Below are 14,842 nucleotides of genomic sequence, written 5' to 3'. Positions count from 1 at the left end.
CATGCACGCCCCGCGCTTCCTGGCCCTGGCGGCGGCGTTGGCGTTGGCGCTGCCCGCGGCCCGCGCCGAGATGTTTCCGGACAACGAAGCGCGGCGCGCCATCCTGGAGCTGCGCAAGCAGGTCGAGGACGCCGCCAAGGCGCAGAAGGCGCTGGACGCGCAGATGCAGGAGCAGCTCACGCAGCTGCGCCGCAGCCTGGTGGACCTCAACAACCAGCTCGAAACCCAGCGCGCCGAGATGGCCACGCTGCGCGGCACCAACGAGCAGCTCGCGCGCGACGTGGCCGAGCTGCAGCGCCGGCAGAAGGACATCGCGCAGGGCGTGGACGAGCGCATGCGCAAGTTCGAGCCGCAGAAGGTCACGCTCGACGGCAAGGAGTTCAGCGCCGATCCGGACGAGAAGCGCCAGTACGACGAGGCCGTGGCGCTGATGCGCAACGCCGACTTCGCCGGCGCCGCCAACGCCTTCGGTGCCTTCCTCAAGCGCTGGCCGCAGAGCGGCTATGCCGACGCCGCGCGCTTCTGGCTGGGCAACGCCCAGTACGGCAAGCGCGATTACAAGGAGGCGATCGCCACCTTCCGCGCCTTCGTCGCGGCGGCGCCGCAGCACCCGCGCGCTGCCGAGGCGCTGCTGGCCGCGGCCAACGCGCAGGCCGAGGCCAAGGACACCAAGGGCGCCCGCGCCACGCTCAACGAGCTGGTCACCAAGTACCCGCAGTCCGAGGCGGCGGTGGCCGGCCGTGAGCGGCTGGCTGCGCTGAAGTGACGCCCATGGCGGCGGCCCAAGGCGACGTGCAGCACTTGCCGCCCGGGGCCGGTCCGCTGGACGAGGCCGACGACGAGCGCCGCTTCGGCGGCCTGCGCCGCCTGCACGGCGAGCAGGCCTACGCGCGGCTGCGCGGCGCGCGGCTGGCGGTGGTGGGCGTGGGCGGCGTGGGCTCCTGGGCGGTGGAGGCGCTGGCACGCTGCGGCGTGGCCTCGCTCACGCTCATCGACCTGGACCACGTGGCCGAGTCCAACATCAACCGCCAGGTGCAGGCGCTGGGCGCCACGGTGGGCATGGCCAAGGTGGAAGCGCTGCGTGCGCGCATCGCCGACATCCACCCGGGCTGCGTGGTGCACGGCGTGGAGGATTTCGTCGAGCCCGGCAACTGGCCGGCGTTGCTGCCGCATCCGGTGGACGGGCTCATCGACGCCTGCGACCAGTCGCGCGCCAAGCTGGCGCTGGCGGACTGGGCGCTGCGCGAGCGCGTGCCCTTCGTCAGCGTGGGCGCGGCCGGCGGCAAGCTGCAGCCGCAGCTGGTGGAGGTGGAGGACCTGGCGGAGACCACGCACGACCCGCTGCTGGCGGGCCTGCGCCAGCGCCTGCGCAAGCTGGGCGCGCCGCGCCAGGGCGCCATCGGCGTGCGCTGCGTGTTCTCGCGCGAGAGCGTGCGCCCGCCTGCGGACGCCGCCTGCTCGGTGGACGGCAGCCTCAACTGCCACGGCTACGGCTCCAGCGTCACCGTCACCGCCACCTTCGGCCTGGTGGCCGCTGCGGAACTCACGCGGCTGGTGCTGGCGCGGCGCTGAAGGTGCCGCGGACGTTGCGCGGGCATCCACCTGCGCAGGGGCACACAAAAAAGTGCTCGGGGCTTTGCAAAGCCAAAAAACATTGCTAGAATGCGAGGCTTCGCAGACGACGATTCGTTGATCAAGCAGTTGGTCGAACGGAGCGTTGAGCTGATGGGTTGTTAGCTCAGTTGGTAGAGCAGCGGACTTTTAATCCGTAGGTCGCAGGTTCGAATCCTGCACAACCCACCAGTTTCGCGAGGTTTGATCGGGGGCTCTTAGCTCAGTTGGTAGAGCAGCGGACTCTTAATCCGTAGGTCGAGTGTTCGAGTCACTCAGGGCCCACCAAACAAACCCCGATGAAATTGCGTTATAATGAATTCCTGAATTTTCAGGGCTCTTAGCTCAGTTGGTAGAGCAGCGGACTCTTAATCCGTAGGTCGAGTGTTCGAGTCACTCAGGGCCCACCAAAATAAGATCGCAAACAGCCTGCAGTAGAAATACTGCGGGCTGTTTCGCTTTGGGCGTCGATTTTCCGAAGGACTCGTCCAAGCGACTCCTGGCGCCAGGGCTTCCGGCGCGCACCTAGCATGGCCGGCATGCAAATCCTTGCCGTGCGGGAGACGCGCCATGGCGATCCAGCTGAACCACACCATCGTCCACGCCCGCGACGCCGCCGCGTCGGCGCGCTTCCTGGCGGAGCTGCTGGGGCTGGGCGAGCCGGTGCGCTTCGGGCCCTTCCACGGCGTGGAGCTGGCCAACGGCGTGACGCTGGATTTCCTCGACAGCGACGACGTGCCGCTGGTCGAGCACTACGCCTTCCTGCTCAGCGAAGCCGAGTTCGACCAGGTTTTCGAGCGCATCCGCGCGCGCGGGCTGCCGTACTGGGCCGACCCGGGCCACCGGCGCCTGAACCAGATCAACCACGGCGACGGTGGCCGCGGCCTGTATTGGAGCGACCCGGACGGGCACAACCTCGAGATATTGACCCGGCCTTATGGCAGTGGCGGCGGCTGAAGTAAAACCGTCGCTTGATACTGCCAGACTGCAAATGCCGCCTCAGGGTTTCCCCATCCTCTGTGGACAACTCTGTGGGCGCACTGCCTAAACCGCCGCTAAGTGCTTGAAATATCAAGCGGCGAATTGCCGTGCTGAAAAAAGCGGCAATTCGCCGGATATCGCGCTGCGGCTCCGGCTTCTTTGCTGACCTGTAACAGGGCGCGCTGCGCCGGCGCCTGTCCCCACCTTCTGTGGACAAGTCTGTGAGCCGGCTGCCCACAGCGCGCGCAAGTGCTTGATTCCTCAACGGTTGGCTGGGGCTGCCTCATAAAGAGGCAGCCTCGGGCATCACATCAATGCGCCAGCAGCACCGGCACCGTCATGGACTGCAGCACGGTGCGGCTGGCGCCGCCGAGCATCAGCTCGCGGGCGCGGCTGTGGCCGTAGCAGCCCATCACCAGCAGGTCGGCGCCGACGTCGGCCGCCAGCGACAGCAGCGCGTCGCCGATCTCGTGCGGCGCCGGGCCCTCGCGGTGGTACTCGGCCTCGATGCCGTGGCGGCGCAGCAGCGGCTCCAGCTCGTGCGGGTCGCCGCCCCAGCTCGCCACGTGCACCTCGGCGCCTTGCTGCAGCAGCGGCAGCGCCGCGGCCACGGCGCGCGCGGACTCGCGCGTGGGCTTCCAGGCGATCAGCACCCGCTGCCCCACGTCGGTGAAGCGGCCGGCATAGGGCACCGACAGCACCGGGCGGCCGCTGTCCAGCGCCACCGTCTCCACGAAGTCCGCCGGCACGCCCGGGCCGGCCGCGTCCTCGCGGTCGAACTGGCCCATCACCACCAGGTCGTGCACCAGCGCCTGGCGCACGAAGGAGGGCACCAGCGGCTGGTCGGCACCGGTCTCGGCCCAGCGCACCAGCGCGCCGGCATCGGCGCTGTCGAACAGCGCGCGCGCCTGGGCGCGGCGCTCGGCATCCAGCGCCGGTGCCAGCACCAGGCCCTGGCCTTCGGAGAGCATCCGGCGGGCGCCGGGCAGCAGCGGCGCGGCGGTGTAGAGCGCGGTCACGGTGGCATCCAGCCGCTTGGCCAGCGCCGAGGCCACGCCGATGCGCGCGGCGCAGCGCGGCGAGGGATCGACGTGCAGCAGGATGGAAGCAATGGGGCTCATGTAAGGGTTTCCCTCTTCAGCGGTTGCATGGCGGGCCGGTGCGCCGTGGAGCGCGGGGCGATCAGGTGGTTCGTGTCATGACGACCGCCCCACCGGCCCGGGGCCAATTTAGGAAGCCGCCGCCCCGCCGCGCTTGCGCTGGATCAAGCGCCCCCGGCGCGGCGTGACGGCGCCGCCACGGCGGCGTGCGCTCCTGCCGCCGCGCGGTGCCCCGCATGCCCCCGCCGTCCACGGCCCCGCAGGCCCCGGGGCACCATCGCCCGCTTCTGAGCTTGCCGGAGCACCGCCGATGAAGACCGACATTCCTTGCCATCCCACCCGCCGTGCGCTGCTGGGCGCCACGCTGCTCGGCGGCCTGGGCGCCGTGCCCTCGCTGCGCGCGCAGGGTGAAGAACCCGAAGTGGTGACCGTCGCGCGCGGCCTGGAGCGGCCGTGGAGCCTGGCCTTCCTGCCCGATGGGCGGATGCTCGTGACCGAGAAGGCCGGCCGGCTGCGCGTGGTGGCCGACGGGCGCCCGGGCGCGCCGCTGCAGGGCGTGCCGGCCGTGGACGCGGACGGGCAGGGCGGCCTGCTGGACGTGGTGCCCGCGCCCGATTTCGCCTCCAGCCGCGCCCTGTACTTCAGCTTCAGCGAGCCCGCGCCCAACGGCCGCGGCAACGGCACGGCCGTGGCGCGCGCCGTGCTCGACGGCGAGCGGCTGCGCGAGGTGCAGGTGGTGTTCCGCCAGGAGCCCAAGGTCGCCAGCAGCGCGCACTTCGGCGGCCGGCTGGTGTTCGGCCGCGACGGCAACCTCTTCATCACCCTGGGCGACCGCTTCTCGCGCCGCGACGACGCGCAGGACCTCTCGAACCACCTCGGCAAGATCGTGCGCATCGCCCCCGACGGCTCGGTGCCGCGCGACAACCCGCTGCTCGACCGGCGCGGCGCGCGGCCCGAGATCTGGAGCTGGGGCCACCGCAACGTGCAGGGCGCGGCGCTGCATCCCGTGACCGGCGCGCTGTGGACGCACGAGCACGGGCCGCAGGGCGGCGACGAGCTCAACGTCGTCACCGGCGGCAAGAACCACGGCTGGCCGGTGGTCACGGCCGGGCGCGAGTACGGCAGCGGCGCCGCCATCGGCCAGGGCGAGACCCGCGCCGACGTCGCGCCCGCGCTGCGCACCTGGGTGCCCTCGGTGGCGCCCAGCGGCATGGCCTTCGTCACCAGCGACCGCTACCCGGGCTGGAAGGGCAGCCTGCTCATCGGCACGCTCAAGGCGCAGCGGCTGCTGCGGCTCACCCTCGACGGCGATCGCGTCACGGGCGAGCAGCGGCTGCTGGCGGGCCTGGGCGAGCGCATCCGCGACGTGCGCCAGGGGCCGGACGGGCGCATCTGGCTGCTCACCGACAGCGGGGACGGGCGGCTGCTGCGGCTGGGGTGACAAACGGTTGCCGATGCACCTGCCGTCTTCTTGCCGCATGTCAAACCGTCCGGGAGCGCCAAAAGCCTGACGGCTCCTTGAAAGCACCTGCGCGACACAATCCCCGGCATGAGTGCTTCCAACGCCACGGCCGTGTGTTCGCTGCCCATTGAAGGGATGAGCTGCGCCTCCTGCGTCACGCGGGTGGAGAAGGCGCTGGCGGCGGTGCCGGGGGTGCGGCAGGCCAGCGTCAACCTTGCCACCGAGGCCGCCAGCGTGCAGGCCGAGGCGCCGGTGCCGCTGCAGGCGCTGCGCGCGGCGGTGCAGCGCGCGGGCTACCGCGTCAGCGAGCAGGTGGTGCGGCTGCGCGTGGAGGGCATGACCTGCGCCTCCTGCAGCGCGCGCGTGGAGCGCGTGCTCTCGCGCCAGCCAGGCGTCATCTCCGCCAGCGTCAACCTCGCCACCGAGCAGGCGGAGGTGGTGCTGGCCGCGCGCGAGCCGGATGTGGCCGCCTTGGTGGCGGTGGTGGAGCGCGCCGGCTACAAGGCCTTCCCCGTGCAGGAGGACGACGCTGGCGCCGCCGCGCGCCGCCCTGCCGCGGGCGCCGACGCCCGGCCCGTGATCGCCGCGCTGGCGCTCGCCCTGCCGCTGGCGCTGCCCATGGTGGGGCTGCTGTGGGGCGCGCACTGGATGCTGCCGGGCTGGCTGCAGTGGCTGCTGGCCACGCCGGTGCAGTTCGTGCTGGGCGCGCGCTTCTACCGGGCGGGCTGGAAGGCGCTGCGCGCGGGCAGCGGCAACATGGATTTGCTGGTGGCGCTGGGCACCTCCGCCGCCTACGGCCTGAGCGTGTACCTGCTGCTCACCGGCGGCATGCACCTGTACTTCGAGGCCTCGGCGGTGGTGATCGCGCTGGTGCTGCTGGGCAAGTGGCTGGAGGCGCGCTCCAAGCGCCAAACCACTGCGGCCATCCGCGCGCTGCAGGCGCTGCGCCCCGAGTCCGCCCGCGTGCGCCGCGAGGACGGCAGCGAGCAGGAGCTGCCCCTGGCGCAGGTGCGCAGCGGCGACCTGGTGGTGGTGCGCCCGGGCGAGCGCATCGCCGTGGACGGCGAGATCGTCGAGGGCGCCAGCCAGGTGGACGAGTCGCTGATCACCGGCGAGAGCCTGCCGGTGGCGAAGCAGCCCGGCGACCGCGTCACCGGCGGCGCCGTCAACGCCGAAGGCCGGCTGCTGGTGCGCGCCACCACGGTGGGGGCGGAGTCCACGCTGGCGCGCATCGTGCGGCTCGTGGAGTCGGCACAGGCGGCCAAGGCGCCGATCCAGCGCCTGGTGGACCGTGTCAGTGCCGTGTTCGTGCCGGTGGTGCTCGGGCTGTCGCTGCTGACGCTGCTGGGCTGGGGTTTGGTCACGCAGGACTGGGAGCGGGCCATCCTCAACGCCGTGGCGGTGCTGGTAATCGCCTGCCCGTGCGCGCTGGGCCTGGCCACGCCCGCGGCGCTGATGGCCGGCACGGGCGTGGCGGCGCGGCACGGCATCCTGATCAAGGATGCCGAGGCGCTGGAGGTGGCGCACGCGCTGGCGGTGGTGGCCTTCGACAAGACCGGCACGCTCACGCAGGGCCGGCCCGACCTGCTGGCCTGCGAGCCCGTGCCCGGCGGGGATGCCGACGCGCTGCTGGCCCTGGCCGCCGCGCTGCAGGCGCACAGCGAGCACCCGCTGGCGCACGCGGTGCAGGTGGCGGCGGCGCAGCGCGGCCTGCGGCCGGCCGAGGCCGCCGGGCTGCGCGCCGTGGCCGGGCGCGGCATGGAGGCCCGCGTGGACGGGCGCGAGCTGCGCCTGGGCAGCGCGCGCTGGATGTCGGAGCTGGGCGTGGACCTGGCGCCGCTGGCGGCGCGGCAGCAGCAGCTGCAGGACGAGGGGCGCACGGTGTCGTGGCTGGCCGAGGTGCGCGACGGCCGGGCGCGGCTGCTGGGCCTGCTGGCTTTCGGGGACGCGCTGAAACCCTCGGCCGGCCGGGCGGTGGAGCGGCTGCGCGCCATGGGCGTGTGGACCGTGCTGGTCAGCGGCGACAACGCCGGCAGCGCCGGCGCCGTGGGCCGCGCGCTGTCGCTGGACGACGTGCGCGCCGAGGTGCTGCCGCAGGACAAGGCGTCCATCGTGGCGGGGCTGCGCGCGCGCGGGCGGGTGGGCATGGTGGGCGACGGCATCAACGACGCGCCGGCGCTGGCCGCCGCGGACGTGGGCATCGCCATGGGCACCGGCACCGACGTGGCGATGCATGCCGCGGGCGTCACGCTCATGCGCGGCGATCCGGCGCTGGTGGCCGACGCGGTGGACATCTCGCGCCGCACCTACTCGAAGATCCGCCAGAACCTGTTCTGGGCCTTCGTCTACAACCTGGTGGGCCTGCCGCTGGCGGCCTTCGGATTGCTGGACCCGGTGATCGCGGGCGCCGCCATGGCCTTCAGCAGCGTCAGCGTCGTCGCCAATGCCCTGACGCTGCGGCGCTGGCGGCCGGGACGCTGAGCGGGCGGGGGCGGCAACGCATGCCCGCATGGAGGCTGAAACGATGAACCGATTCCTGATTTCCCTGGCGCCCTTGGCCGCGCTGCTCCTGAGCGCCTGCGCCACCTACGCCCCCACCAAGGTCCAGCCCGGCATGGGTGCGGCCGAGGTGGAGAAGCTCATGGGCGGCGCGCCCACCGGGCGCTATGCCAACCCCGACGGCGGCACGCGGCTGGAATACGCGCGCGGGCCGATGGGGCTGCACACCTACATGATCGACCTCGACCGCGAAGGCCGCGTGCTGGCCTGGAAGCAGGTGATGGAGGAGAAGGAATTCAACGCCATCACGCCCGAGATGCCGGTGCAGGAGATGCTGCGCCGCATCGGCCGCCCGGCGCAGATCCGCGGCGGGGGCTGGCAGCCGGGGCAGGTGTGGAGCTACCGCTTCGAAGGGCCCTTCTGCCTGTGGTGGCAGGTGTCGGTGGTGGGGGACACCGTGAAGGACGCCGCCTACGGCCCCGATCCCCGCTGTGAACGCAATGAAAGGTTTGGTGGTTTGTGATTCGAGTGCACGGCATTCCCAACTGCGACACCGTCAAGCGCGCCCGCACCTGGCTCAACGGCCAGGACCGGCCGCATGAATTCATCGATTTCAAGAAGAGCCCGCCCGAAGAGGCATTGCTGCGGCGCTGGAGCGAAGCGCTGGGCAGCGTGGACGTGCTGGTGAACCGGCGCGGCACCACCTGGCGCCAGCTCGACGACGCCCAGCGCGCCGGCGCCGACGCCGCCGAGGGCGCGCTGGCGCTGCTGCAGCTCAAGCCCAGCCTGATCAAGCGTCCGGTGGTGGAGTGGCCCGACGGGCGCGTGACCGCGGGCTTCGACCCGGCGGCCTGGCAAGAGCGCCTGGGCTGAGTACCGGCGCCTGATGCCGTCACGCCCTGGTGCGTGCGCGCCGTGATGGTGCGTGTGTGCACCACGGTGCGCACCAAGTCCGTTCTCCTCGTCGCCCCGTGCCGCGCCGCGGTGCATCCGTCCGTTAATTGTTTGCACCAAAGCGGGCACCGAACTTGCGTAAACGGTGCATCGCCGCCTGTGAGTGGTGCGGGATCGACGGTTTAACGCTGGTTGGGGGAGACGGATGGATCAGGTCAAGCAGGGCACGGATGCCCTGTTCATTTTGTTGGGCGCCATCATGGTGCTGGCGATGCATGCGGGCTTTGCGTTCCTGGAACTGGGCACGGTGCGCAAGAAGAACCAGGTCAATGCGCTGGTGAAAATCCTGGTGGATTTCGCGGTGTCCACCATCGCCTATTTCTTCGTGGGTTACACGCTGGCTTATGGCGTGAATTTCTTCAGCGGCGCGGAAGTGCTGGCGGCGAAGAATGGCTACGAGCTGGTGAAATTCTTTTTCCTGCTGACCTTTGCGGCGGCGATTCCGGCCATCGTGTCCGGCGGCATTGCGGAGCGGGCGAAGTTTCATCCCCAATTGCTGGCCACGGCGGTGCTGGTGGGTTTTTTCTACCCGATGTTCGAAGGCGCGGTGTGGGCCAACAAGTTTGGTTTCCAGGACTTGATGAAGAGCATCGGCGGCGCCGAATTCCATGATTTCGCCGGCAGCGTGGTGGTGCACGCCGTGGGCGGCTGGATCGGCTTGGCGGCGGTGCTGTGGCTGGGCCCGCGCAACAACCGCTACAAGAAGGACGGCGCGATGAGCGCGCACCCGCCGTCGAGCATTCCCTTCCTGGCGCTGGGCGCGTGGGTGCTGGCCGTGGGCTGGTTCGGCTTCAACGTGATGAGCGCGCAGACCATCGACAAGGTGTCCGGCCTGGTGGCGGTGAACTCGCTGATGGCGATGGTGGGCGGCACGCTGGTGGCGGTGCTGATGGGCCGCAACGACCCGGGCTTCGCCTACAACGGCCCGCTGGCCGGGCTGGTCGCGGTGTGCGCGGGCTCGGACCTGATGCACCCGGCCGGCGCGCTGGTGGTGGGCGGCGTGGCCGGCGCCATCTTCGTGCTCATGTTCACCCTGACACAGAACCGCTGGAAGGTGGACGATGTGCTGGGCGTGTGGCCGCTGCACGGGCTGTGCGGTGCCTGGGGCGGCATCGCGGCGGGCATCTTCGGCTCGACGGCGCTGGGCGGGCTGGGCGGCGTGAGCTTCCTGACGCAGCTGCTGGGCACCCTGGCCGGCGTGGCGTGGGCCTTCGGGGCCGGTGCGCTGGTGTATGGCCTGCTGCGCATGGCGGTGGGGCTGCGGCTGTCGCAGGAGGAGGAGTACGACGGCGCGGACCTCTCCATCCACCGCATCGGCGCCACGCCGGAGCGCGAGCCGAGCTGGTGAGCTGGTCGTTGCAGCGCGCCGCCGGGGGCCCACCGCAGCGGCCGCAACGCTTGGAAAAACCGCCCGCAGGGCGGTTTTTTTATGGGCCGCTCGCGCGTATTGACGGTCCGTATTGAACTGTGCTTACAATGAGTTACGGTGTTGTCGTGAATATAGGCGCGACCCGTGATTGCCAGGCTTCGCGCTGGATGTCGAATGCCCCAAGTACCGAAGCTGCGGTAGTGCATCGTATTGTCTGGCTCTGAGACCAACTACAGAAAAGCCCGGCATGCTGTTTGTTGCCAGCGCTGCTCCTGATCGGACAATGCTGCCGACTGCAGTTTGGAACCCATGGTCACTTTAGGAACGGAACGGAAATGTCAGATATCACTGTCAGCCAGGACCAGGATACCCTGGTGATCAATGGCAAACCTTACAGCCTGAGCGCCGCGCCTCAATATGAGGATCAGTTGGTGCAGCAGGAGGTTCAAAGCATTCTGCGCCAGTTGAGCCTCAAGGATGTCACGGAGAACCTCTACCTGTCAGTGGAGTTGTTTTATGTGGCGTACAACGGCGTGGCCGGCGCCAAGGGCGGCACTATTCAGGCGGAAATCGCCACACTGCAAAGCCGCCTGGCCCTGCTGTGCAATGAATGCCTCAAGACGATGTCCACTTTCCAGGTGGAAACGCACAGCATCATCGAGCAGCTCATCCAGACTTACAAATGGCTCACGCGCGGCAACGAAAAACTGGCTGTGATGAAGCTGGCGCATTGCTCGGAATCGTCGGCCAGCATGTCCAAGGCTGCTGGTGGACTGGCAGAGCAATTCAAGCAATTGCAGGTCGAATCGACCAAGGCACGCTCCAACACCATTGAGGCGGAAGCCAGCCAGCGCGACAAGCAACTCGCCGCCGAGAAGGCCGAGAAGGAAATGGTGGCCAAGCAGAAAGCCGAACAGGCCAACCAGACGGAACTGGTAGGACAGATCTCGGACATGCAGACGCTGTACAACGAGGCCAAGGCCCGGGAGGAAAAGGAATCGGCCAAGGCACTGGCCATGAGCCTGGTGTCGGCCATTACCAGCACCATCGGGGCAGGCCTGGGGGCGTATGCGGCGGCGAGGAATCCGCTAGGCACGCTGCTGTCTGGCGGGGCCTCGTCCTCTTCCTCGGACGACGCGGCGGCGACCCAGGCCAAGAAGGATGCGGACGACAAGAAGAAGCACTCCGACGACGCGCAGCAGAAACTGCTGGAAATGAAGGACCAGCAGACGGAAAAGCAGAGCAAGGTCAACAAGCTCAAGAATGAGCTGGAAAGGCTGAACAAGAAGATTGCCGACAAGGAGCAGGACGCGTCTGTCAAGGAAGACGAGCTCCAGGCCTTGAAAGACCAGCGCGAGGCCAAACAGGATGAGCTGGCCACGGCCCATACCGAGCTGGCTGGCGTGAGCGACAAGGTTCAGATGCTGGAGAAAACCGCCAAGGACGCCACGGCGGCGTATGCCGCCGCAGGAGTGGCCTTGCAGAACCTGGCCAAGAGCACCGGCCAGATGGCGGCAGCGGCGGCCTCCGCGGAGGAGTCCATCCACCAGGAGAAGATGAAGTATCTGAACCAAAAACTGGAACTGGAAAAGGAAAAGCGCAAGTCGCTGGTGGCCCTGGCGGAATATGCCGAGAGCATCAAGAACCTGAAGGCCGAGGAGGGGGATGCCGCGCTGTCGGTCAATTCCCTGCATGCTGCTGTGGAGGCCTTGGGCAAGATCATCGGTACCCTGACCAATGCCAGCCTGTTTTGGGACCAGATGTCGGCCTACTGCGACCGCATGTCCAGCAAGGGTTTCCAGCAGGAAATCAAGGATCTCACCGACCCTGACGCCGGGCTCAGCTCCGAGGAACGGATTCGTGAATATCGCGACCCTCGTTTTATGAGGATGTTCTTCAGCTATCTCTGCCAGTGGGTGGCCGTGAACGGGCTCTCGGATGAGTATGTGCTGGCTGCGGACCAAGCGCAGAAAAAGGCTGTTCACTACCTGCAGCAGTCGCCCACCATCGACGAGGCGATCCGCAAGGCGCCGGAGCTGGCCAGGAACCTGGAAGTCATCGTCGGCAAGAGCCTGCAGGCTTCGCGCCAAGTCACTGTCGAGCTGGAGCAGCAGCGGGCGGTGATTGAGCACGCCGAGGCCACCTGAGCACTGCCATCCCGGTGTCTGCAAACACCGGGACGCCTGATGAGCTTCTTGACGAGGTGATATGGGATCAGTGCAACAAGCAAGTTTCGCAACCGTATGGCTGGCGCTGAAGCAGTCGGCCGGGCTCCTGAAGGATCAGCAAAGGGAGGCTGCCGAGGCGAATATCCAGTCCATCACGGATCAGATCCAATTTCTGAGTGCCTGCGCGGAAAGCAAGGAGAAGGAAAGCCAGGTGCTGCAGCAGCGCATCGCCGCTGACGTGGCCGGCATCATTCAGCGCGAAGGCGAGATCAGGGACAGTGCGCTTGCGCTTCAAAAGAACATTGATGCGCTCACCGTGGAGATTTCCAAGGATCAAGCCGATATGGCTGCCTTGCACGAGCACGTCAATGCGCTGATGGAGCAAATCGACAGGGCACAGATCGAGCTGCAGCATCACCAAGCCAAGCTCCGGGAGCTCAACGATGACTCGGCGGGCAGCATCATCCGTTCGATTTTTTGCCTCGGACTCGATCGGGCCGTCATGGGCATCGCCGCCCTGGTGGAAGATGATGCTGGGCGCATTCGCTCATTGAGCGAGGAGCTTTCCAGGTTCAACGAGGCCATGCGGCATGACCATGAGGGGCTGCGCAATGCCGGGCAGCTCCTGGATCAGCTATCCGCAAAGAAGGCATCGTCCCTGGCGCTGCTGGATGAGTTGCAGCACCGGGAGGCCGAACTCCACGAGCAGCAGGGAATCTCTCGGCAAAAACTCGCTTACTTCACGGACGTGGCCTTGTTCTATGGCCGGCTGCTGATCATGGCGCAGCAGGTAGGGCGTCGCATCGAAGACGTTCTCGATGTCGTCCAGCAACTCGATAACGAGAGGCCGACCATCATCGATTTCGACGGCACGGGGGCAGACCTGATTTCGCTCCGGCGTTCCCTGGAGAAATTCGACGAGTTGGTTGTCCAAGCCCCCGAGCTCGAAGCCGCCTGACCGGCACACCCCGCAACGACCCCGGCATGGTGCAGCCGTACCGGCAACGCAGATCCGTGCCGGGGGCGAAGCAAAGCCATCACCTGAAAACCTGTCCAATACGGAGAAATCATGGCCCTCTACATGACCCAGTCAATGACCTCTGCGAATACCGAGAGAATCACCTACTACCGCAAGCAATCGCAGCCTCACGTCAGCCATGCGGAGTCCGGCGCCTTCACCCAGGCCGCGATTGCCAATTACGCGCAGTTCAACCATATCCAGCCGACGGCGGTCGTCGTGGGCAGCGATTATCGAAGCGGCCAGGGTGTGCCGACGGGCGGCAAGGTTTATGAGATCTGAGCGGTCCAGGGGCTGAGGCCTTGTCCGGCAGCGGCCCCGGTGGCCGCTGCTTGCCGTACCTCGGGGCCGTGGCTGCGGCCATCGGTCTGCACCGGTGCAGGCCCAGGATCGCCCACAGGAAGGCGCGAAGTGCTGCCGCAGTCGCGGCGGGTACTTCAGGAGTGCTGAGAGAATGAGCCGATGACCTACGGCATCACCGACCTCAGCACTTTCATCCTCGGCACCATCTTCATCGTGCTCCTGCCAGGGCCCAATTCCGTCTACGTGATGACGGTGGCCTCGCGCCGCGGCGTGGCGCAGGGCTACCGGGGCGCCTGCGGCATTTTCCTGGGCGACGCCATTCTCATGATCCTCTCGGCCACCGGCGTGGCCGGGCTGCTGCACAGCAATCCGCTGCTGTTCTACGCGCTGAAATACGCCGGTGCCGCGTATCTGGCCTGGCTGGGATTCAAGCTGCTCAAGGCCGGCTGGCAGGGCTGGCGCACCAAGGAGGCGGACACGGCCAGCGATATTTCGGAAGAGAAGGGCAGCCGGCCTTTCCGCACCGCGCTGGTCATCAGCCTGATGAACCCGAAGGCGATCCTGTTCTTCGTGTCCTTCTTCATCCAGTTCGTGGCGCCGGGTTATGAGCACCCGGCGCTGTCGTTCCTGATCCTGGGGCTGATCGTGCAGCTCTGCAGCGCGGTCTATCTCACGGTGCTGATATTCGCCGGCGCGAAGCTGGCGGCGCAGTTCCGGCGCCATCGCAAGCTCTCGGCCGCGGGCACGGGCGGCGTGGGCGCGGCCTTCATCGGCTTCGGGGTGAAGCTGGCGGGAGCGACGTTGAGATAAGGGCGGCGAGATTCGCAGGGTTCGCGAAATGATCCATCACCCGTTCGTCCTGAGCTTGTCGAAGGACAGGCGCTGAAACGCCGCCGGGCGTTGCCTGTCGAGAAACTGCATGTGAGGAAACCATGTCCAAACTCCGACCCGACGTTTCCATCGAGCTGCTGAACGAGCGCGGCCAGGAATACCTGCCCGGCTACCTCGGCATCGAGATGCTGGAGCTCAGCCAAGGCAGCATGCGCAGCCGCATGCCGGTGAAGCAGCTCCACTTCGCGCCCAACAATTTCCTGCACGCGGCCAGCGTCGTCGCCCTGGCCGACACCACCTGCGGCTACGCCACCATTGCGCATTTGCCCGAAGGCGCCGCCTCCTTCACCACCATCGAGCTGAAAAGCAACCACCTCGGGACGGTGAGGGAGGGGAGTATTGCCTGCGTCGCGACCGCCCAGCACCTTGGAAAAACGACGCAGGTCTGGGATGCGGTGGTCACCGACGAAGCTACCGGGAAGACGATTGCGTTGTTTCGGTGTACGCAGATGGTGTTGGCGTCGCAGCGCTGAGGATGCCAAACAT

General features: G+C 67.9%; 14 protein-coding genes and 3 tRNA genes. 16 read left to right on the top strand and 1 reads right to left on the bottom strand.

Features of this window, described 5'->3' with window-relative positions; translation table 11 throughout:
• The first annotated feature begins 1 nt into the window (after position 1).
• The 6 genes from ybgF (at position 2) to H537_RS0108650 (ending at position 2,568) form a co-directional block, all read left to right on the top strand.
• Positions 2 to 766: a tol-pal system protein YbgF gene (ybgF, locus tag H537_RS0108675; RefSeq protein WP_028997604.1), complete on the top strand. Its 765-nt coding sequence runs from the start codon at positions 2 to 4 to the stop codon at positions 764 to 766.
• Between the two features lie 5 nt (positions 767 to 771).
• The gene (locus tag H537_RS0108670) at positions 772 to 1,572 is read left to right on the top strand and encodes a tRNA threonylcarbamoyladenosine dehydratase (protein WP_051242181.1); all 801 of its coding nucleotides are present in this window, start codon (positions 772 to 774) and stop codon (positions 1,570 to 1,572) included.
• A 155-nt stretch (positions 1,573 to 1,727) separates the two neighbouring features.
• Positions 1,728 to 1,803 (top strand) — tRNA-Lys (locus H537_RS0108665).
• A 20-nt stretch (positions 1,804 to 1,823) separates the two neighbouring features.
• Positions 1,824 to 1,899: transfer RNA gene (locus tag H537_RS0108660), tRNA-Lys, on the top strand.
• Positions 1,900 to 1,945: 46 nt separating this feature from the next.
• Positions 1,946 to 2,021, top strand: a tRNA-Lys gene (locus H537_RS0108655).
• Between the two features lie 160 nt (positions 2,022 to 2,181).
• Entirely contained in the window at positions 2,182 to 2,568 is a 387-nt protein-coding gene (locus H537_RS0108650; protein ID WP_028997602.1) for a VOC family protein, read from the top strand.
• A 335-nt stretch (positions 2,569 to 2,903) separates the two neighbouring features.
• On the opposite strand, the gene H537_RS0108645 is transcribed toward H537_RS0108650, so the two are convergent.
• The gene (locus tag H537_RS0108645; RefSeq protein WP_028997601.1) at positions 2,904 to 3,713 is read right to left on the bottom strand and encodes a universal stress protein; all 810 of its coding nucleotides are present in this window, start codon (positions 3,711 to 3,713) and stop codon (positions 2,904 to 2,906) included.
• Between the two features lie 289 nt (positions 3,714 to 4,002).
• On the opposite strand from H537_RS0108645, the gene H537_RS0108640 reads away from it, so the two are divergent.
• From H537_RS0108640 to H537_RS0108595, 10 genes are all read left to right on the top strand, one after another.
• Positions 4,003 to 5,133, top strand: coding sequence for a PQQ-dependent sugar dehydrogenase (locus H537_RS0108640; protein WP_084150526.1), 1,131 nt, complete (start codon positions 4,003 to 4,005; stop codon positions 5,131 to 5,133).
• A gap of 108 nt (positions 5,134 to 5,241) precedes the next feature.
• Positions 5,242 to 7,635, top strand: a complete 2,394-nt coding sequence (locus H537_RS0108635) for a heavy metal translocating P-type ATPase (protein WP_028997599.1) — start codon at positions 5,242 to 5,244, stop codon at positions 7,633 to 7,635.
• A gap of 43 nt (positions 7,636 to 7,678) precedes the next feature.
• Positions 7,679 to 8,176, top strand: coding sequence for a hypothetical protein (locus H537_RS41875; RefSeq protein ID WP_043458426.1), 498 nt, complete (start codon positions 7,679 to 7,681; stop codon positions 8,174 to 8,176).
• On the top strand, positions 8,173 to 8,526 hold the full coding sequence (locus H537_RS0108625) for a Spx/MgsR family RNA polymerase-binding regulatory protein (RefSeq protein ID WP_043458425.1): 354 nt from the start codon (positions 8,173 to 8,175) through the stop codon (positions 8,524 to 8,526). Before H537_RS41875 ends, H537_RS0108625 begins: the two co-directional genes overlap by 4 nt.
• A 226-nt stretch (positions 8,527 to 8,752) precedes the next feature.
• On the top strand, positions 8,753 to 9,955 hold the full coding sequence (locus tag H537_RS0108620) for an ammonium transporter (protein ID WP_028997597.1): 1,203 nt from the start codon (positions 8,753 to 8,755) through the stop codon (positions 9,953 to 9,955).
• Positions 9,956 to 10,350: 395 nt separating this feature from the next.
• The gene (locus H537_RS0108615) at positions 10,351 to 12,123 is read left to right on the top strand and encodes a coiled-coil domain-containing protein (RefSeq protein ID WP_211234981.1); all 1,773 of its coding nucleotides are present in this window, start codon (positions 10,351 to 10,353) and stop codon (positions 12,121 to 12,123) included.
• A gap of 70 nt (positions 12,124 to 12,193) precedes the next feature.
• Complete coding sequence (locus H537_RS0108610) at positions 12,194 to 13,102, top strand: coiled-coil domain-containing protein (RefSeq protein WP_156901546.1); 909 nt, start codon at positions 12,194 to 12,196, stop codon at positions 13,100 to 13,102.
• 111 nt (positions 13,103 to 13,213) lie between these two features.
• Positions 13,214 to 13,444, top strand: coding sequence for a hypothetical protein (locus H537_RS0108605; protein WP_028997594.1), 231 nt, complete (start codon positions 13,214 to 13,216; stop codon positions 13,442 to 13,444).
• 180 nt (positions 13,445 to 13,624) lie between these two features.
• The gene (gene leuE, locus H537_RS0108600) at positions 13,625 to 14,275 is read left to right on the top strand and encodes a leucine efflux protein LeuE (protein ID WP_028997593.1); all 651 of its coding nucleotides are present in this window, start codon (positions 13,625 to 13,627) and stop codon (positions 14,273 to 14,275) included.
• A gap of 122 nt (positions 14,276 to 14,397) precedes the next feature.
• A complete protein-coding gene (locus H537_RS0108595; protein WP_028997592.1) occupies positions 14,398 to 14,829 on the top strand; it encodes a PaaI family thioesterase in 432 nt (143 codons plus the stop codon).
• Positions 14,830 to 14,842: the final 13 nt, after the last annotated feature.

Origin of the sequence: Azohydromonas australica DSM 1124 (assembly GCF_000430725.1) — a bacterium.
Classification (GTDB): domain Bacteria; phylum Pseudomonadota; class Gammaproteobacteria; order Burkholderiales; family Burkholderiaceae_C; genus Azohydromonas; species Azohydromonas australica.
Note: the sequence above shows the minus strand (reverse complement) of the source record. Positions and strands in the feature narration are given on the sequence as shown.